Source organism: Acetobacter musti (genome assembly GCF_011516835.1).
GTDB lineage: Bacteria > Pseudomonadota > Alphaproteobacteria > Acetobacterales > Acetobacteraceae > Acetobacter > Acetobacter musti.
Map to the genome: position 1 here is coordinate 137,276 of NZ_WOTB01000009.1, position 18,500 is coordinate 155,775.

Below are 18,500 nucleotides of genomic sequence, written 5' to 3' on the forward strand. Positions count from 1 at the left end.
GTTTAGGGCCTGAGTGCACTCTAGAAGCGCGATACACTAAGTCAATAGGTCCACCGGAGGGATCACCTTTATGTCGTTTTCATCCAGCTACCGGCCAGCCCTGGATCATACCACTCTTGGCGGCGCGTTCTATGACGTTGTGGAACCGGCGGAGTTTCCCGGGCATATTCTGCGCTACCGGAATCAGAAAGCGGCCGGAACAGTGGGGCTGGACACCCTCACGGATGACGAGTGGATAGCTCATTTCGGCCGTTTTCAGCCACTTCCGGGTTCACTGCCTCATCCGCTGGCGCTGCGGTATCACGGTCATCAGTTTCGTCAGTACAATCCGGATCTGGGCGACGGACGTGGTTTTCTTTTCGCACAGTTGCGTGATTGCAACGGACGGCTGCTCGATCTCGGCACCAAAGGCAGCGGACGCACTCCCTGGTCGCGCGGGGGTGACGGGCGGCTGACGCTCAAGGGTGGCGTGCGCGAAATTCTGGCGGCTTCCATGCTGGAGGGGCTCGGCGTCGACACGTCGAGGGCATTCAGTCTGATCGAAACCGGCGAGGAACTGGAGCGGCATGATGAACCGTCTCCGACACGGTCGGCCGTTCTGGTGCGTCTGAGCCACTCCCACATCCGCATCGGCACATTTCAGCGGCTGGCGGCGACGGGAGACATGGCGTCGATCCCCAGGCTGGTGACATATGTTCTGGAGACTTATTATCCGGAGATTACCGTCTCTGAGCAGGACAATCCGGCTCTTCTGCTGTTCGGGGCGGTCTGCGCGAAGGTTGCGCGTGTCGGTGCGCAGTGGATGGCGGCCGGCTTCGTACATGGTGTACTGAACACCGACAACATCGCGATCACCGGAGAGAGCTTCGATTATGGTCCGTGGCGGTTTCTGCCGCGCTTCGATCCTTCGTTTACAGCGGCTTATTTCGATCATAACGGCCTGTATTCCTATGGAAATCAGCCGCAGGCTCTGATGTGGTCGCTTGCGCGGCTTGCTGAATGTCTTCTTGAAAATGCGCCCCATGCGGGTCTGAGCGAAATTCTTTCTTCATTTCCGGAACTGTATGAAACGGAACTGGACGCGGCCTGGTGCCGCAGGCTCGGGGTGTGCCGGGTGTCTGCGGAAGATGACCGCGCGCTGCGTCAGGCGGTGACGCTGTTCATGGAAGAGTCCGGAATTCCCTTCCATGCGTTGCCGTTTGACTGGTATGGTGGCGCTGTCAGCATGCGGCGGGCGATGGCATCTCCCCGATCGGCGTTTTATGCGGAGCCGGGCTTTCAGTCTGTCTGTGCTCTGCTCGGCTCCCGGGACGCACTGCCGGGCTTCAGGCCCGATCACGCGTATTTCAGCTCTGAAATACCTTGTGACATGCTGATCGGGACCGTTGAGACGTTGTGGTCTGCACTGAGCGCAAATGACGACTGGACGGCTCTGGATGCCGTACTCGGGGGGATCGGCATCATGTCGGACGCTCTCGGGACAGGCTGATTGTAATTACAGCATCGGAAGGAATACTCTTGAACGCGACATCCGGCTCTCCCCCGGCAGCTTCGAATACAGTTGCGAAAGCCGTCGAAGCTGCAGAAATTTCGCCTAACGCGCATCTGACGCTCTGGATCGCAGCCACCGTGGCCGCAATATGCGGCGGCCTCTATGGATACGATACGGGCATCATCTCGGGAGCGTTGCTTCTGATGACGCGCGAGTTTCATCTCGACACCGGAATGCAGGCTACCGTTGCTTCCGCGATCCTGATCGGCGCCACGCTTGGCGCTGTTATCACGGGCTGGTTCTCCGAAAAATTCGGACGACGGACAACGGTGATCGTCGTGACGGCCATTTTCGTGGTCGGGGCGGTGGCCTGTTCGATGGCGCCTGATGTAACGGCTCTGATCGCCGCGCGTGTGTTTCTGGGCATCGCCGTCGGTGGCGCCACCCAGGTTGTTCCGACATATATTTCGGAGCTTGCCCCGCATGACAGGCGCGGCAATCTCGTCACAATGTTCAATGTCGCCATTGGCATCGGAATTTTCCTCGCGAACGTCGTGGGTTTTGCCTTCAGGGACAGCTGGGGCTGGCGGCCGATGATTTCCGTGGCGGCGATTCCGGCGGCGTTCGTCTTTATTTCCATGTTTTTTCTGCCGAAAAGTCCGCGCTGGACGGCTGAAAACGAGGGGGTCCGCTCGGCAGTCGAACAGCTGAGCCGCGTCCGGACGAGCCGGAAGCAGATCCGTCGTGAAATCCATGAGATTCATGAGAACGCCAGCGGAATAGACGATGACGAGCGTGGATGGCGCGGTCTGGCACTTCCCTGGGTGAGGCCGGCCCTGATCGCGGCGCTTGGTATTGCGTTCTTCACCCAGGCCGGTGGTCTGGAGATGATGATCTATTACACGCCGACCTTCCTGTCGGATGCCGGTTTCGGAGCGTCTTCGGCGCTTCTGGCCAGCCTCGGCGTCTCGATTGTCTACTGCATCATGACGCTGTTCGGCTGCCTGTTCGTTGACCGGATCGGACGGCGGCGTCTTGTTCTGATCATGGGGCCAGGCTCGGTTGTCAGCCTTATCGGACTTGGAATCATGTTCGCGATTCATCCGGATAAGGGATCTTTCGGCAGTTATGTCACGGTCGCGTTTCTGCTGCTGTTCATGCTCTTCAACTCCGGTGGCATTCAGGTGGTTGGCTGGCTGATCGGCGCGGAGATGTTCCCGCTTCCGATGCGCGGCGCGGCGACAAGCCTGCATGCGGCGGTGCTGTGGGGCAGCGATTATCTGGTGACACGCACGGCACTGCCGATGGTGACCCTGATTTCCCTGGGCGGAACGATGTGGGTTTATGCCGGCGTGAATCTCGCCTGCGTGCTGTTCGTTCTGTTCTTTGTTCCTGAGACATCGGGCGCGTCGCTTGAGGATATCGAGACGTCCCTGCGTAACGGCACGTTCCGTCCGCATCGCGGCGAGACTCCCTCGATTGCTCATAAGGCTGCGGCGTAAGGCCGTTTTCCGTTCCGGGTGCGCGATAACAGTACGGGCGGCTGCGCACCCGGATGTTACCGGAAATGCCGGGACGGACGGCTTCAGGCGTTCAAAATTTTTTCGCATTTGAAGAATACTGGTTACGGGACCTGCATCTCGTCTTTCTGAACACACAGGGAACGGGGTATGGTCCCGGCGGCGTGCGTGCATCGCGCGCGGCATCCGAATGTCACTTGCAAGTCAGGACCGGTTATTTGGCGCGTCTCAGCCGTCTCACCACGCCCGATCTCTCGTCTCCCGCATTAAAGACGTCTCTCCGGCGACGCGGGGACGAACTGGGAGGCATCGTGCTCTGGGTGCTGGCGCTTGTACTGGCGGCCACGTTCTGGAGCTACGACCCTCTCGACCCGTCCCCCGATGTTTCGACATCACGCGCGGCCACCAATCTGCTCGGCTGGCCGGGAGCCTGGGTGGCCGATCTGCTGATTCAGGGGTTTGGCCTGGCGACGGCGGTTCCGGTCATCGCTCTCGTCGCCTGGGGCTGGCGTATTTTTCTGCATCGCGGGCTGAGTGTCTTTGTTTTGCGTGCCATTGCGCTGGTCTGTCTGCTTCCGGTGTGCAGTGCGCTTTTCGCAGCCATTCCGCTTCTGATAACGGCGATCCGCGCTCCGGCATGGCCGGCCGATTCCGGGATCGGCGGCGGGATCGGTTCGACAATCGCGCGGGCGGCTCTGGCGGCCGGCACGTCCACTATCGGACCGGCGGGCGGGGTTGTCATATGGTTGCTGGGCCTTGTGCTTGCGATCCTGCTCGGCGCTCTGGCGTTTGGACTGGATCGCCGGGAATGGCGGGCGATTGGCAGAACGACTGCTGCGGCCGCGATTTTTCTCGGACGGCAGCCGGGACTTCTGGCGCGGTCCGTCATCGCGCGGCAAAGGCGTGATCTGGTGCCGGGTGGCCTTGCGTCCGCCGGGTATGACGGAGCCGCTTCCCGAAGCGACACCTATACAGACGCCCCGTCTTACGGACGGCAGACCTGGACGCCGCGCCGGACTGAAGGCGCGTCGCGCGTTACGGAACCGGCGGGTGTTTCCCGTTCTGGCTCCGCTCAGACGCCGCGCAGAAGCGATGTGGCGCGCCAGGATGTGCCCGCGCCGGCGACGGCTGTCGCACAGCAGTTTTCTGGTGCGGCCGGTACCGAGACCGGCAGCAATCTCGCTCTCATCGCGCCGCCTGCCGAATCTCTGCCGGCCAACCGGCCGAGAGGACGGATGCCTGTGTCAGCCCCGTCTGGTGCCGAAGACGACGCGCCGATCATCTCTTTGCCCGGTCCGGCGTCGGAGAAGCAACAGGTTTACGCAGACTCAGCCGGTTCCCGACCGACGGAAGTGGCTGAAACGACGTCGGCAGAATCACCCATGCGTGTTTCAGGGCCGGTGCCGGAGCGGGCAGTGTCGGAGCGGTCACTGTCTGACCGGCTGATGTCTGAACGGCTGGTATCGGAGCCGCCGGGGTCGCAGTCACCGGTGTCGGAGCGGCCGGCGTCTGACGTGGCGCATGACGGCCGTCCTGGCGATGCCGGCAAAAAATCGCTTCTGTCGCGCCTGTTCGGAGGGCGGAATGAAGCGGAAGCGGGAAGCGGAAGCCATACGCCGGGACAGGGTGGCGGCCGCACGTCATCCTCCCCTGCGAACGGGACCGGGTGGGTGCTGCCTCCGATTTCCCTGTTGCGATCGGTACCGACCTCCCGCGCGGAAGCGGGTCCGACACGGGAGATGCTTGAGGCGAATGCCCGTCTTCTTGAGACGGTACTGGCGGATTTCGGGGTGCAGGGCACGATTGTCGATCTGCATCCGGGGCCGGTCGTTACGCTGTACGAACTTGAGCCGGCGCCTGGCATCCGTTCGGCGCGCGTGATTGGTCTTGCCGATGACGTCGCGCGCTCTCTGTCAGTTCTGAGCGTACGGATCGCGACCGTTCCGGGACGGAATGTGATCGGTATTGAGGTTCCGAATGCGGTTCGGGAGACGGTTTATCTTTCGGAACTGTTCAACCGGCCGGAATGGAGCAGGACGTCGGGCCGGCTTGAACTGGCGCTCGGCAAGGATATCGCCGGCGAGGCGGTTTTCAGCGACCTCGCGAAGATGCCGCATCTGCTGGTCGCCGGCACGACCGGATCGGGTAAATCCGTTGGCATCAATTCGATGATTCTGTCGCTGCTCTTCCGGCATTCGCCGGATGAGTGCCGGCTGATCATGATTGATCCGAAGGTTCTGGAACTCTCGATTTATGACGGTATTCCGCATCTGCTGACGCCGGTTGTCACGGAACCGAACAAGGCGGTGGCGGCCCTTAAATGGGTGGTGCGGGAAATGGACCGGCGTTACCGGGCGATGTCGCATCTTCAGGTGCGGAATATCGCCGGTTACAACGAGCGTGCGGCCCAGGTGCGTGACCGGGGAGAGGAAGTTACGCGCCGTGTTCAGACGGGGTACGACCCGGAGACCGGCAATCCGATTTTCGAGGAGCAGTCGCTTACCCTTGAGCCACTGCCGTTTATCGTCGTTGTGATCGACGAAATGGCTGATCTCATGATGACGGCCGGAAAAGAAATCGACGCGGCAGTGCAGAGGCTGGCGCAGAAAGCGCGTGCGGCCGGTATTCATGTGATCATGGCGACGCAGCGTCCTTCCGTCGATGTCATTACGGGGACCATCAAGGCCAACTTCCCGACCCGGATTTCCTTTCAGGTCATCAGCAAGTTTGACAGCCGGACGATCCTTGGCGAGCAGGGCGCCGAGCAGCTTCTCGGGCAGGGCGACATGCTGTTCATGCAGGGTGGCGGCCGGGTCACGCGTGTTCATGGTCCTTTTGTCGCGGACAGCGAGGTGGAAGCTGTCGTTCACTTCCTGCAGGAACAGGGCGAGCCGATCTATGACGAGGACGTGGTGTCCGAGCGTGAGGAAGATACGGCGAGTGGTCCGTTCGATGCCGGAACCGGTTCGGACGGCGATTCAAGCCTGTATGACAAAGCGGTCGCCGTCGTCATTCGTGAAGGGAAGGCATCCACCTCCTTTGTTCAGCGTCATCTTTCAATCGGCTATAACCGCGCGGCCAAGCTGATTGAACAGATGGAGAAGAACGGCATTGTCAGCGGCGCCGACCATGTCGGGCGCCGCAAAGTGCTGATTGGCCGGGGTGCCGATGACTAAACACAGCGCTGTCAGGCGCCGGCCGGACAGAAAGGCCTCTGCGCATCTCAGGGACCGGCCGCCTGTGCGCGCCGTTCCCGAAGGTCCCCTGCCCTTCGATATTCTGTTTCAGAACAATCAGGTTGTGGTGATCGATAAACCTTCCGGTCTCGCGGTGCATCCCGGTCCGCGGAGCGGAGCGAGCGTGGAGGACTGGTTTCCGCTGCTGAGCCGCCGTAAGGACGGCCCGTGGCTCGCACACCGGCTGGACGCGGACACGGCCGGCTGTCTTGCGATTGCGTTGCGCAAGCAGGCGCTCATCGACATGCAGGCCTGTTTTGCGGCCGGACAGGTAAAGAAGATTTACTGGGCGGTTGTCCGTGGCGTTCCTGCGGAAAGCGGGGTCATTGACCAGCCTGTGATGCGCGTCTCCGGGCCGGCCGGCTGGAAGATGATCGTTCATCCGGAAGGACAGAGCGCAGCAACAACATGGCGGCGTCTGGGGACCGACGGTACGCTGTCATGGCTGGAGCTGACCCTTCATACCGGCCGCACCCATCAGGCGAGGATTCACTGCGCCGCGATTGGCGCTCCTGTCGTCGGAGATCCGGTTTATGGGGGCGGCGGAGCGGGCGGGCAGCGGCTTCAGCTTCTGAGCCGCGAGATCAGTATTCCGCTGACCGTTCCCGTCACGGCCGTAGCGCCGCCTCCGGAGCATATGCGTTCGACTCTGATACGCTGTGGCTGGTCGCCGCTTCGGGAAGCCTGACACACAGAGTCTGCCGGAAAGCTATGAGCGACCGGCATCCGGCCTGCCGGATCGGCGACTGCTTTAAGAGGCCGGTCCGATCACTTCAGTAAATGCTGTTTCATCGTATGTGATCAGTGAGGGCATGGCCCGGATCCGTTCGAAATCGGCGTGGAACATCCGGTTCAAAGCCCGTTCGAAGATTCCCGGACCCGTTTTACAGCGGATGGGGAGGTCGGGATGCCGCCAGGAATTCCGATAGAGTGAGAGCAGAGCGTCACCCAGAACGGAACTGCCGGGGGTGGCTCCAAAGAAATCGGTGTGAACGGAGTTGTTCCGGTTCAGCAGGAATACATGGGAGTGAAGCTGTGACAGCCGGTTAAAAAAGGCGTCTTCCGACCGGATGCGGCAGTTTGCGTCCAGCCACCAGCCACCCAGTTTCTGAATGACATGCACGCGAAAGAAATCCGCCGCTTCGGCCTCGTTCCGGGCCGTCAGGAAAAGCGTCCGGCTGTCCACACCGTAGACATTATACAGCCAGTCAGCGGCTTCCTCGTGACTGAAAAGCCTGAATTCAAGACCGGCCAGGCTGTTGTGGAACTCGACATTTCCTTCGATGTCATCCGCGCTGCCCTGCGGCCTGTACATGTAAAGCCGGCGTGGAATGAGGGCGTCCGGGGACCGGATATCGGCGATATTGCTCTGCATCTGGTCGTGGTAAACTCTGTTCATCACCTCCAGATAAAGCCTGTCGCACTCCTCTCCGGTGTGGAATTCCTCGTAGCAGTTCCCCATGATGCGGGCGGCTTTGACAAAATCCGCCTGTGACCAGGCAGTCTGTATTCCGAGGATATAATTATAAAAAGGGATGGAAAGAGAACGCAGTCTGTCGAGATCATCCTGATCCGGCGTCTGTCCGGCTTTCAGGGCGCACAGGAGGCTGAGCAGCAACAGCACATGGGCACCGGGCATATCTTCGGGCTGTCCGGAATGCAGCGTGTAAGCGGTTTTATACAAACGGGCCGCTTCAGCGACACACCGGTCGGTGTGAAGAATATCGGCGAGCGTGAATGCTGTCCCGACAGTGTCGCAGCCATGTTCGTTGTAATATTCTGTCGCTCTCTGATTATTCGCCAGGTCGGAAGACGTTAATTTCGGTTCATTCACCGTATCCGACATAATTTGTCTCCGATCCCGCTCTGAGCATTTCGTTTTTTATACGGATCGGGCGGGAGCGACAACACGGGCCGTTGTGCAGCGAGGCTGAAAATTGCCTCTTATATCCGGCAGATGATGCGGATTATTATGGGGAATGAGGATCGTCCGTTTATTTTCCGCAGATATCCGGTGCCGGAATATGTTTCGCAAAATTCGGTAATTTTGTCGTCCGGCCCGGCATTGTGCGTTCTGTATGCGCTGCTGAAGGCGGCCCCTGCGTGCACATCTGGCGTTCTCTTAACAAACGTCGACAAAACCGCCATCGTGCGCCGTCCGGAGACCGGCTGATTTGTGGCCTTTCTCTGGTCAGAAGGAGAATTCGTCATGTCCGGTGGAGCAGCCATTCTGGTGCGGGGAGCAGGTGTTGCGGGTCTCGTGACGGCCGTGACACTTGCTGAGCGTGGCGCAAAGGTAACGCTGGCGGAAGCGGGTTCCCGTATCGGGTCCGGTGCGTCATGGATGGCCGGCGGGATGCTTGCGCCCTGGTGCGAAGCGGCGGATGCGCCCCGCGAGGTTACTGAACATTCGCTCGGTTCGCTCTCATGGTGGCGCTCTCATGTGCCTGACGTCGAATCGAATGGCAGTCTGGTGCTGGCTCCGGCGCGCGACACTGCTGAGATTACGCGGTTTGGGCGCAGGACGAGTCATTTCGAGGAAATCGGCGCGGAGGAGATCGCCAGGCTGGAACCGGATCTCGCGGGGCGCTTTTCGCGCGGGCTGTTCTTTCCTGAGGAAGGGCACCTCGACCCGAGGAAGGCCCTTCCCGCCCTTGCGGACCGGCTCGTCCGTCTTGGCGGACGGTTACTGCTGGATCAGGCCGATATGCCGGCTTCCGCTGGTTTCGACTACATCGTGGACTGCACCGGATTACGCGCTCGCGAGGCCCTGGGAACGCTGCGCGGCGTGAGGGGTGAAATGATCCTTCTGCGCTGCCGGGATGTTTCGCTTCACCGGCCGGTCCGGATGCTTCATCCCCGGATTCCGGTGTATATCGTGCCGCGAGCTGATCATCTTTTCATGGTCGGCGCCACTATGGTGGAAAGTGAGAATGCCGGTCCCATGACGCTGCGCTCCATGAGCGAGCTGATGAATGCGGCCTGGGTTCTGCATCCGGGATTTGCTGAAGCGGAAATCATAGAGATGGGGACGGGTCTGAGGCCGTCCTATCCGGACAATATGCCTCTTGTGACACAGGAAGGAAGGACCGTGTTTGTAAATGGCATGTTCCGGCATGGCTATCTTCTCTCGCCGTGGCTGGCGGCGCGGGCTGCGGATCTTATTTTCGGCTGAAGTCGTTCATGACATGAGAGATCATGGAACGGCTGCGGAAGCTGGCTTGCGTGAACGACGCCGAAGAACCAGATCAGAGAGGCTGGCACCGCGGGACAGGAGGGAGACCGATATGAATATTCTGGTCAACGAGGAGGCACGTGCGGTGACTGCCGGAACACTCGCGGGGCTCGTTGAGGAGCTTGGGTTTTCGGATGCGCGGATCGCCACGGCGATAGACGGTGAGTTCATCCCGAAATCCGCCCGCAGGCAGTATGTGCTGGCGGAAGGGATGCGGGTGGAAATCGTTGCTCCCATGCAGGGCGGATGAATCGATGCTTTTTTACGGAACACGTCTGTCGTCGCCTCTTATGCTGGGAACCGCGCAGTATCCCTCCCCTGAGATTCTCTCCTCCGCCGTGCGACAGGCTGAAGCCGGGGTCATCACGGTATCTCTTCGCCGGGAGGCGGCTGGCGAGCGCGCCGGTCAGGCATTCTGGGCGCTGATCCGGGAACTTGGTGTTCCGGTTCTGCCGAACACGGCCGGGTGTCACACTGTCAGGGAAGCTGTGACGACCGCTCATATGGCGCGGGAAGTGTTTGAGACGGACTGGATCAAGCTCGAAGTCATCGGGGAATCGGACACTTTGCAGCCGGATGTTTTTGGTCTGGTCGAGGCGGCCCGCATCCTGTCTTCAGAAGGATTCCGGGTCTTCCCCTACACGACCGAGGATCTTGTCGTTGCGGAAAGGCTTCTTGCGGCCGGCTGCGAGGTTCTGATGCCGTGGGGAGCGCCTATCGGGTCCGGCAAGGGGCTGAACAATCTGTTCGGGCTCCGGGCTCTCCGGGCGCATTTTCCGGATACGCCGCTGGTTGTTGATGCGGGAATCGGTCTGCCCTCACATGCCGCTCAGGCGCTGGAACTCGGCTATGATGCTGTTCTGATCAACACTGCCGTTGCGAAAGCTGGCGATCCGGTGGCGATGGCCCGTGCCTTTCGTCTGGCGGTTGAAGCTGGCCGGCTTGCTTATGACGCCGACCCTATGGAGGCGCGGGATATGGCGGCGCCCTCAACACCTCTGCTTGGAAGGCCCGTGCTCGGATGACTCACCCTCCCCTGCCCCAGCGCATTTATCCGATCGTCGATCGCGCATCGTGGATTTCCCGCCTGGGAAATGCCGGAGCCCGGTTTATCCAGCTGCGCGTCAAGGGTCTGTCCGGGACGGATCTTAAAAATGAGGTCGCGGAGGCGCTTTCTGCCGCCTCTGATACCGGGGTGACGCTGGTCATCAACGACTTCTGGGAACTTGCCATTGAGCTGGGAGCGCCCTGGGTTCATCTCGGCCAGGAAGATCTGGATACGGCCGATCTCGAAAGAGTGCGGGAAGCCGGCATCAGGATCGGGATCAGTACGCACAGCGTTCCGGAGCTGGATCGCGCTCTGGCTTTCTCGCCGGATTACGTCGCTCTGGGGCCGATCTGGCCGACACGGCTGAAGAAAATGGCTTTTGGTCCGCAGGGGACGCAAAGGCTCACGGAATGGCGCGAGCGGATTGGTGATCTGCCGCTTGTGGCGATCGGCGGGATTACACTGGCCCGGGCGCCGGAATGCATTGCGGCCGGCGCGGATTCCGTTGCAGCCGTATCCGATTTTATTTTTTCGCCGGAACCGGAGGAGCAGGTGTCGGCCTGGATCAGGGCGGTAACGGCTGCGGCTGACACCTCCCCCCGCCAGAACTGACGACATTTTGCCGGAACTTAAGGCTTCCTCAATAGCCGTAGCGGATCATTGGTCTGTGTGACTGGGCTCAGGGATCGTGCGGCGGCTATTTCGGTTTACCGGCAGAGTAAAAAGGTGTCTCGCGATTGGCTGTGTCGGCTGTGCCGTCGCCGCAGCCGCACCCGAAGGTGACCAGCCCGCGTTCAATGATAAGGATCTCGCGATCCTGGGGCAGACTCTTCATTTCATCGACCCTCCTCCGGAGGGGGAAGTGCGTATTGCTGTTGTCTTCAACCCTTTGGTCGCGGGGTCACAGGATGAGGCGGCACAGATTGTCCGGGAATTTCCTACGGATTTTACGGTATCGGGCATTCCGATGCATCCCTTCTCCATCAGTCTTGATCAGATCGGACAGGCGACTTTCGGCGCGGTCATTTCCGCGGCCGGAGCTGGCACCGGGGCGTTACGGCAGGCTCTGAGCAGACAGCATGCGATCTGTGTGACAAATCATCCTGAACAGGTTTCAGCAGGGTATTGTCAGATCTACATCACCTCGCAGCCGAGCGTGGATATCCGGTTGAATCAGTCTGCGTCGGACGCCGCCAATGTTCATTTCGCCACGGCCTTCCGGCTGATGGTGCGCGCGCTTTAAACCGGGTCGGTGTCGGGCTTTTTCCGCATTACTGTGCTGCTTCGGGCCGGGCGCATCTGAGTTCCTGCTGCTCAGTGACACATCGTGCCATGTCTGCGATGACCTGGCTCACCTTCTCCGCGAAACGGGGATTGAGACCGTAACCGCCGCCGGTCCGGGGGCACATATATAATGTTCTGCTCATTTCCAGCTGGATGACGCTTACGTTGTCCTGCGGCTGACCGTAATGACTGGTGATAAATCCGCCGGCGAAAGGATGATTGCGGGCCACGCGGAAACCGAGGCTCAGCAGGGACTTAGCGAGAGTCTGCACGAATACGGGCCTGCTGGAGGAACCGAAACGGTCACCGATGACGATGTCCGCTTTTGTTCCGTCCACTCCGGGAGGCATCGAATGCATATCGAGCACGACGCAGAATCCATATTCTGCGCGTATCTCATCGATCAGCTTTCTCAGGACCGCATGATAAGGGTACCAGAACTGCCGCAGCCGGCTCGCGGCTTCTTCCATGGACAGTTTATTCGCATAAACCTGCCGGCCGCCTGACACGACACCGGGCACACTACCGAGACCGGCGCGGCCCCGCTCACTTGGCATCAGCAGAGTCTCGTCGCCATTCTCCACCATGCGGGGGTCCAGATCGGAGGATGCCCGGTTTACATCGCACACCACACGGGGAAATGTCGCGCAGAGCAGCGTGGCGCCGTACTGAGGCGCGGTGGCGATGAGGGTATCGACATGAAAATCCTCTCCGCTTCTGAGGATATCGAGCGGAAGCCGCGAGCGGGCCAGAAACTCGGCTGTATAGTTACGTCCGGAATGCGGAGAGCACACGATCATGGGGATTGCAGGACCGGGCGGCCGGACGACGGCGACCGGAGCCGTGCAGAAACCGCCGGAACCGGCCGCTGCATTCATGGTGGCGTTTTCAGAGGTCTCAGAAGCCTGCGCTTTCTGATCAGTGCTGGCATCCGGCCAGAAGTTCATATGTGTCAGTCCAACGGAATCGTTCGTGTGATGACACTAAAATACACGTTTTGCATCCGATGGGGTTGCACTCTTCTTCGGAGGACGGTAGAAGCCGCGCTACCGAACGGATGGGCGCATAGCTCAGCGGTAGAGCACTACCTTGACATGGTAGGGGTCACAGGTTCAATCCCTGTTGCGCCCACCATCTGTTCCGGCAGAAAACCAACGGTTTTCTGAGACTTATGCATCGGAGTGCCATCCTTTGCAATTGAGTCTAGCACGCTGTTAGCACGCATGTTGAAATTTACCATCGATCGGGCTGCTACCCGGTCGATGGCGCTTGCGACCTCGTCAATAGCCTGCTTGGCGTTTGCGAGGAAGTCCGGACGCACGTGCACATAGCGGCCTGTGGTACGGAGATTTGGCATGGCATGCCCCATGAGCGAGGCAACTTCTATCTCTGGTACGCCACGCGTAATCAGTTCGGTCGCCATAGTATGGCGAATTGTGTAGGGCACGATTTCTGACGGCAGTCCTGCTGATTCGCGCGCGGCGCGCCAAGCTCCGTTGATCTTGAGAATCGGCTTGTCTTTGTAGGTCACGAGATGACCCGAGGCCACGCTCTCAATCCATGACCTCAAAAACTCCGGCACCGGGATACGTGGTCTCCGCTTCTTCGTTCGAGCACGGCCTGGCGGGTTAAGGTCAATCACCCCGTGCCCCAGATCGCATTGCTCACGAGTGAGTTGCAGAAGCGCCTCAGGGCGTGACGCCGTTCCAATCAGAAGTGCAAGAAACATGCGAAGATGAGGCGGCATATCTGTCTCCCAAAGCCGAGCCATCTCCTGAATCGTCATAATGCGCTCGCGCCCCTCACCCTCGGGTGGCAGCACAATCGGAATCTGACGATCGATCTCGCCATTCTTCCAAGCCCAGTTCACCGCGGCAGCGGCGATACCCATGACGCGGCGGGTATAACCCGCAGAATAACCCTTGCCTCGCAGGCACGAAGCAATGCGTTTCTGCTCGGCCACTGTGTACCCAGCCACAGAAGCACCGGGCTCCACGCTGTCCAGCATCAGTTCCAGCGCCCTTCTGTTTGGTCCTGAACTTCGGGTTTGCTTACTGTGATTCTTATAATATCTCAGAAAAACTGACGCCAGGCTTGTCTCTAAAACGGGCTTATTTCTTCGATTTGTATGCTCAGTTACATATTCTGCCAGCCTTATTTTCGCCTCTTGAAGAACAATTGTGCCGAGAGATGCTCGTTTTGTTTGTCTTGTTTTTGCATCATAATGGCATGCGCACCACGCATTTGAGTTGGGACGCTTCCCGAGAAAGTACTGTCCGATTCTGAAGGAAGCGTTGGGCATTGCTCGTTTCTCGTCAGATACTCTGATAAATGAGAGTTGGTGTATCGCACGCGGCAACGGATTTTGAGATACCCGATCTGGCCCGCCTGCCGTTCCCGGCGCAGAGTAATCACTGACACGCCCAAAAGAGCAGCCGCTTCCTTTTCCGTATGAAGAAATCCCGGAATCATAGATCATTTCTCGTACAGACGCATGGCCATGCACAGCGTTCCTGCAACAGGAACATTCATCGGGATTTGCAAGAGGTCCATCTTTATGGTTCGCAGATAGCAGATATTGCCCAAATGCTCGTCTCCTCGACAAGCAGCCATCTGGTGACTGGACCTTATCTGCGGAGATGAAAGTTCTCCCGATATGGCGTATATCCAGTCCAGGCAGGCCGCTAGGTTGTTTCTTTGCGGTTCTGCGTGGGGGTGCGTGTTACGAGCTCGCATCCCCACAACTTGTTATTTCATATGCACATTCGAATAATAATATCAAATAAAAACCAATAGACCACAATGTCTATTGTAGAAATGCATGCTTTCAATGCGTGCATTATAGTAATGATTGCATTATTTCCATGAATGCATGCATTGAAAGCATGCATTCATTCGTCATGAAAGTATGATGCATGCATCATGCATGCAAACTACAGAGCGGATCTACTTCCACATTTTTTCAAAGGCTTATGTAGATTTCCCCCGAAGCAAGGCCATAGCCTGCCCCCAGTATATCCTGCTCTTCAGTAGAATGCTCCCGGACGCCTTCGGCGGCCTACGGCGCTCCCACGCTGCGCTCGCTCCGGGTCTGCTCTGTCTTTTGCCGGGCAAGTCTGCTTGCTCCTGAAGCGGAGAATTTTGCGACTAAATCGCGTCACAGCCCCGGCCCATAATCCCATCCGCTGTCATTCCGCTCGTCTGCGACTTCCTTGGCTGTGACGTCCCACCTGCGCACGGCTCGGGCAATGGCGGCGATAAAGGGCGCGACTACCGACCGGAACGGTTCGAGAATGGCTGAAAGGACACTGCGTCTACGCTCGGTGATCTGGTCAGAATAGTTGATCCGCCATCCCATCTCCGGTGCTTCTTCTGCCCCTATAACTTCCCGACGATAAAACGCTTCGGCCCCGCTCTGCATGGCCTTCAGAATGGCATCATGACCACTCTCTTGTGCGGCCTCTTTGGTTGCTGTGGCGTCCAGTTTTAACTCAGTGACCTCGGCTAAAATGCTGCGCGTATCTGATGGAAGGCTGCGCACCATCTGCTTCAATGCCGCTCTTCGTTCTTCGGAAAGCGTCGTGCTTGTCGCAGTCTTATGTTTACCGCCTTGAAAGGAGAGACGGATTTCATCTTTTCCGATAGCTCTGACGATCTCGGCTGTGTTCCATTCTTTTTCCTCTATTGCGCGTTCACGTCGATCCAGTTCTTCCGCACGCTCGCGCAGCAAGTCAGCATGAACATGCTTGCGTTGCGTTTCCTTTTTGGGATCACCACGCCGCAAACGCTGATCTATGTGCTGGCTGGCCCAATCCCCCCAACTGTCCTGTAAGGCAGAATAGTTCCTTTTTTTCTTTGGCCTCCCGTATTTGTTGAGCACCGGCGTTCCATCTTCATTAGGCGGCATGGGGTATTTCTTAGCGACAGCTTCCAACCCTGACTTGACCGAAATCGTCAGCTTCGGCTTTCGGCCACGACCGCCGCTCTGCATAGCAGTCGGACACACAAACAGATCCACGACACCCGCGCCCTTTTCGTCCACGTCCAGACGGGCCGCAATGAGGGATTCCTCGCCAAATTCCGACCGCGCCCATGCCTGCGCCTGTTCGAAGAGAGCTTGGACCTGTGGATTGTTTGGATCTCTGGGGTCGCCGGTTTCCGCCAGGACATCGGGGGAGATAACGGCAATCATATGAGCCATGATTGCTGCCCCTTTTCCCTCAGAAGCACCTGTAGCTTCCTTGAATGCCTTGTACGCAATCTCCAGTTCCAGGGGCGCGGCCGGGCTGTATCGCGAGGCAACGAGGTTCAAAACCGTGCGGCTCTTTTCCACGCGCTTTTCGCTGACCTCATCTTCGCGCTTTCCATGAGCTTCCGCCATGCGGATAGTAGCCATGCTTTTGATCTGCTGAACACGGACTGCAACGAGTGCTTTCACATGGTTATCCCCCTGTCATGGGGATAACACACTAGCCCCTATTTTCCGATGGAAAACCCGGCTCCGCCTTAGGAGTGTGGCAGGGACACCCTGCACCCGTGAACACTTTCATAGAACGACACGAATCCCTCTCCCCCCCGTTAATATGCGCTCCGGGGGTCGACACGACCCGACACAAGTAAGCATCATTCGAGAGGAACGAGTCCTATGCGAAATCTACCACCATGAAAGATGGCGAAATCGCCCGGTTGCTGTCCCTGATCCTGCGGCATGAACCTGAACGGATCGGCCTGACGCTGGACGGGCAGGGTTGGGCGAAGGTTCCTGATCTGATCCGGCTGGCGAAGCGGGCGGGTAAACCGTTCGACCGCACCACCCTGCAACGGGTGGTTGAGATGAACGACAAACGGCGCTTCACTCTCTCGCCGGACGGTCAGCGCATCCGGGCCGCACAGGGTCATTCCCTGCCGGTTGATCTCGATCTGCCTGCCATCCAGCCGCCTGACCGGCTCTGGCACGGTACCGCCCGCGACAACCTCGATGCGATCTTCCGGGAAGGGCTGAAACCGGGACGCCGCCAAATGGTCCACCTTTCCGCCGACCGGGCGACGGCGCAACGTGTTGGAGAAAGGCACGGAAAGGCTGTTATTTTGGGCATCGAGGCCGGTGCGATGTTCCTCGATGGGTTTCCCTTCTACCGGGCCGATAACGGTGTGTGGCTCACCCCTATAGTTTCAGCTGTTTATCTGACCTTTTAGTGTGTGTGGGGGTCTGTCCAGAAAACGGTGGTTTTCTGAACGTCATAAAAATCCGCTTTGCAGCGTCGCGTGGTCATACTTATCTTGTTAATATTCTCGTCCAGTTTTCAATGTTCAGGTTTAGTCAATGAATCAACGGATCGGTTACGCCCGTGTTTCTACGGAAGACCAGCACCTGGACCTGCAACGTGATGCACTTCAGCAAGCTGGCTGCCGCGTTATTTATGAGGAGACAGCCAGCGGCAAAAATGCAGCGCGCCCCGAGCTTGAACAATGCCGAAAGGCTTTGCGGAGTGGCGACACGCTTGTCGTCTGGCGGCTTGACCGACTTGGCCGCAGTCTGCCTGACCTCGTACACATCGTGGCAGATCTTGAACGCGGTGGAGTAAGCTTTGAGAGCCTCTCCGAGAAGATAGAAACCGGAAGTGCCGCAGGTAAGTTAGTTTTTCATGTATTCGCTGCGTTGGCTGAGTTTGAGCGTAGCCTGATCCGTGAACGAACCTATGCCGGCCTTGCCGCGGCACGCGCCAGAGGCCGTTCTGGAGGTCGGAAACCCAAGCTCCATGACAAGCAGCTACGAGAAATCAGGGCGCTATTGCGCGATCCTGATATCCGGGTAACAGACGTAGCGCGACGGTATAATGTCTCGCGGACAACGCTGTACAAATACGTCGGGGCCATTACCCCGCACTCAAAATGACCAGCCCCAGATTTTCTGACCAGCTATTACCCTTGGAATCCCTCCCATAACCCGCCCTGCTTCACGATAGCAGCAATAACGGCACGCAACAGCGAGCTATCGTTCAGCATCTGTTTGCCCATCTTTTCATGCGCCTCCATCAGTTCGATGGTCGCATTCAGTCCTTCTTCCTGAAGATCGGGTGAGTTGGCGAACTGGTCCTTGGTGTTGGCCTTTGCCTGCTCCCGCAGTTTTTCTGATTCTGCCAACTTGGTTTCCAGTCCGGTAACAAACGCCACCTTGTCTCCATCCGTCAGATCACCTTCGAACAGGTCATTGATTGCCTCAATGATACGGGAAAGCTGAACTTTCACCTTCTCCTGCGGTTGCCCCGACCCGGCTTCCTTTATCGGTTCCAGCCCGTCACCGGCTTCGTTCTTCAGCCCAAGCTTCTGCTTGCCAAGGTCCTTCATACGGTGATGCGTCAGACGCAAAGTCGTTGTGTCGATGGTCTCACGCTCACGGTCGAACTTCAGCAGCGGCCAGAGCATTTTCGCGAACAGGTACAATTTTTCATAATCCGGATTGCCGTAGTTCAGCATCTGACTGAAAAACTCATACATCCGCACGTAGGACGCCAGATCACTCCGGAACTGGATCAGGCCGTCAATCCGTTCCTTTGCTTCTTTCCGCTCCTGTGAGATGGGGTGGTTGCCGTCCTCCCCGCACGGCATCGCAATGTGCCAGAATGGTCGTTGGAAGAAACGACTGCGCGAAAGGACGGCAGATGAAGGATACAGTGATAGGCGT

16 protein-coding genes, 1 tRNA gene and 1 pseudogene are annotated in these 18,500 nt (G+C 58.6%); 12 read left to right on the forward strand and 6 right to left on the reverse strand.

The window, feature by feature from the left end:
* Positions 1-70 precede the first annotated feature (70 nt).
* The 4 genes from GOB93_RS08860 to GOB93_RS08875 all read left to right on the forward strand — a co-directional run bounded on the left by GOB93_RS08860 (position 71) and on the right by GOB93_RS08875 (position 6,936).
* Positions 71-1,489, forward strand: coding sequence for a protein adenylyltransferase SelO family protein (locus tag GOB93_RS08860; RefSeq protein WP_173583135.1), 1,419 nt, complete (start codon positions 71-73; stop codon positions 1,487-1,489).
* Positions 1,490-1,587: 98 nt separating this feature from the next.
* Positions 1,588-2,994: a sugar porter family MFS transporter gene (locus GOB93_RS08865; RefSeq protein ID WP_338422331.1), complete on the forward strand. Its 1,407-nt coding sequence runs from the start codon at positions 1,588-1,590 to the stop codon at positions 2,992-2,994.
* A 236-nt stretch (positions 2,995-3,230) separates the two neighbouring features.
* Positions 3,231-6,188: a DNA translocase FtsK gene (locus GOB93_RS08870; protein ID WP_338422329.1), complete on the forward strand. Its 2,958-nt coding sequence runs from the start codon at positions 3,231-3,233 to the stop codon at positions 6,186-6,188.
* Positions 6,189-6,252: 64 nt separating this feature from the next.
* Entirely contained in the window at positions 6,253-6,936 is a 684-nt protein-coding gene (locus GOB93_RS08875) for an RluA family pseudouridine synthase (RefSeq protein WP_338422330.1), read from the forward strand.
* A 63-nt stretch (positions 6,937-6,999) separates the two neighbouring features.
* Here GOB93_RS08875 and GOB93_RS08880 read toward each other — a convergent pair whose 3' ends face one another.
* Positions 7,000-8,094, reverse strand: a complete 1,095-nt coding sequence (locus tag GOB93_RS08880) for a glycosyltransferase family 32 protein (RefSeq protein ID WP_173583139.1) — start codon at positions 8,092-8,094, stop codon at positions 7,000-7,002.
* A gap of 363 nt (positions 8,095-8,457) precedes the next feature.
* On the opposite strand from GOB93_RS08880, the gene thiO reads away from it, so the two are divergent.
* The 5 genes from thiO (at position 8,458) to GOB93_RS08905 (ending at position 11,774) form a co-directional block, all read left to right on the forward strand.
* Positions 8,458-9,423, forward strand: coding sequence for a glycine oxidase ThiO (gene thiO, locus GOB93_RS08885; protein ID WP_173583140.1), 966 nt, complete (start codon positions 8,458-8,460; stop codon positions 9,421-9,423).
* Positions 9,424-9,535: 112 nt separating this feature from the next.
* Positions 9,536-9,733 (forward strand): sulfur carrier protein ThiS, encoded by a 198-nt coding sequence (gene thiS, locus GOB93_RS08890; protein WP_173583141.1) that lies wholly within the window; start codon positions 9,536-9,538, stop codon positions 9,731-9,733.
* 4 nt (positions 9,734-9,737) lie between these two features.
* Positions 9,738-10,508, forward strand: a complete 771-nt coding sequence (locus GOB93_RS08895) for a thiazole synthase (RefSeq protein ID WP_173583142.1) — start codon at positions 9,738-9,740, stop codon at positions 10,506-10,508.
* A complete protein-coding gene (locus tag GOB93_RS08900; RefSeq protein ID WP_173583143.1) occupies positions 10,505-11,143 on the forward strand; it encodes a thiamine phosphate synthase in 639 nt (212 codons plus the stop codon). The genes GOB93_RS08895 and GOB93_RS08900 overlap by 4 nt, the downstream gene beginning before the upstream one ends.
* Positions 11,144-11,219: 76 nt before the next feature.
* Positions 11,220-11,774, forward strand: a complete 555-nt coding sequence (locus GOB93_RS08905; RefSeq protein ID WP_173583144.1) for a hypothetical protein — start codon at positions 11,220-11,222, stop codon at positions 11,772-11,774.
* Positions 11,775-11,802: 28 nt separating this feature from the next.
* Here GOB93_RS08905 and GOB93_RS08910 read toward each other — a convergent pair whose 3' ends face one another.
* The gene (locus GOB93_RS08910) at positions 11,803-12,693 is read right to left on the reverse strand and encodes an N-formylglutamate amidohydrolase (protein ID WP_173583145.1); all 891 of its coding nucleotides are present in this window, start codon (positions 12,691-12,693) and stop codon (positions 11,803-11,805) included.
* A 181-nt stretch (positions 12,694-12,874) separates the two neighbouring features.
* Here GOB93_RS08910 and GOB93_RS08915 point away from each other — a divergent pair.
* A tRNA-Val gene (locus tag GOB93_RS08915) sits at positions 12,875-12,949 on the forward strand.
* Here the strand turns inward: GOB93_RS08915 and GOB93_RS22220 are convergent.
* The 3 genes from GOB93_RS22220 to GOB93_RS08925 all read right to left on the reverse strand — a co-directional run bounded on the left by GOB93_RS22220 (position 12,900) and on the right by GOB93_RS08925 (position 16,253).
* Positions 12,900-13,823 carry a tyrosine-type recombinase/integrase gene (locus tag GOB93_RS22220; protein ID WP_408742376.1) on the reverse strand — a complete coding sequence of 308 codons (924 nt, stop codon included), beginning with the start codon at positions 13,821-13,823 and terminating at the stop codon, positions 12,900-12,902. The two genes, GOB93_RS08915 and GOB93_RS22220, sit on opposite strands and share 50 nt — an antisense overlap.
* A 146-nt stretch (positions 13,824-13,969) precedes the next feature.
* Complete coding sequence (locus tag GOB93_RS21500; RefSeq protein ID WP_242010648.1) at positions 13,970-14,287, reverse strand: helix-turn-helix domain-containing protein; 318 nt, start codon at positions 14,285-14,287, stop codon at positions 13,970-13,972.
* Between the two features lie 685 nt (positions 14,288-14,972).
* Positions 14,973-16,253 (reverse strand): hypothetical protein, encoded by a 1,281-nt coding sequence (locus GOB93_RS08925; protein WP_173583146.1) that lies wholly within the window; start codon positions 16,251-16,253, stop codon positions 14,973-14,975.
* Positions 16,254-16,477: 224 nt separating this feature from the next.
* Between GOB93_RS08925 and GOB93_RS08930 the strand changes: the two genes are divergently transcribed.
* Both GOB93_RS08930 and GOB93_RS08935 read left to right on the forward strand, forming a co-directional pair.
* Complete coding sequence (locus GOB93_RS08930) at positions 16,478-17,011, forward strand: RNA 2'-phosphotransferase (RefSeq protein WP_173583147.1); 534 nt, start codon at positions 16,478-16,480, stop codon at positions 17,009-17,011.
* 127 nt (positions 17,012-17,138) lie between these two features.
* Positions 17,139-17,711 (forward strand): recombinase family protein, encoded by a 573-nt coding sequence (locus GOB93_RS08935; RefSeq protein WP_173583148.1) that lies wholly within the window; start codon positions 17,139-17,141, stop codon positions 17,709-17,711.
* A gap of 26 nt (positions 17,712-17,737) precedes the next feature.
* On the opposite strand, the pseudogene GOB93_RS08940 reads toward GOB93_RS08935, so the two are convergent.
* Positions 17,738-18,500, reverse strand: a pseudogene (locus GOB93_RS08940) (hypothetical protein); the annotation flags it as partial.

What these genes read in the sequence shown, in the direction of transcription:
- GOB93_RS08860 (WP_173583135.1), top strand. Translation starts at nt 71, where the DNA reads ATGTCGTTTTCATCCAGCTACCGGCCAGCCCTGGATCATACCACTCTT.
- GOB93_RS08880 (WP_173583139.1), bottom strand. Translation starts at nt 8,094, where the DNA reads ATGTCGGATACGGTGAATGAACCGAAATTAACGTCTTCCGACCTGGCG.
- thiO (WP_173583140.1), top strand. Translation starts at nt 8,458, where the DNA reads ATGTCCGGTGGAGCAGCCATTCTGGTGCGGGGAGCAGGTGTTGCGGGT.
- thiS (WP_173583141.1), top strand. Translation starts at nt 9,536, where the DNA reads ATGAATATTCTGGTCAACGAGGAGGCACGTGCGGTGACTGCCGGAACA.
- GOB93_RS08895 (WP_173583142.1), top strand. Translation starts at nt 9,738, where the DNA reads ATGCTTTTTTACGGAACACGTCTGTCGTCGCCTCTTATGCTGGGAACC.
- GOB93_RS08900 (WP_173583143.1), top strand. Translation starts at nt 10,505, where the DNA reads ATGACTCACCCTCCCCTGCCCCAGCGCATTTATCCGATCGTCGATCGC.
- GOB93_RS08910 (WP_173583145.1), bottom strand. Translation starts at nt 12,693, where the DNA reads ATGAATGCAGCGGCCGGTTCCGGCGGTTTCTGCACGGCTCCGGTCGCC.
- GOB93_RS22220 (WP_408742376.1), bottom strand. Translation starts at nt 13,823, where the DNA reads ATGCTGGACAGCGTGGAGCCCGGTGCTTCTGTGGCTGGGTACACAGTG.
- GOB93_RS21500 (WP_242010648.1), bottom strand. Translation starts at nt 14,287, where the DNA reads ATGATTCCGGGATTTCTTCATACGGAAAAGGAAGCGGCTGCTCTTTTG.
- GOB93_RS08930 (WP_173583147.1), top strand. Translation starts at nt 16,478, where the DNA reads ATGAAAGATGGCGAAATCGCCCGGTTGCTGTCCCTGATCCTGCGGCAT.
- GOB93_RS08935 (WP_173583148.1), top strand. Translation starts at nt 17,139, where the DNA reads ATGAATCAACGGATCGGTTACGCCCGTGTTTCTACGGAAGACCAGCAC.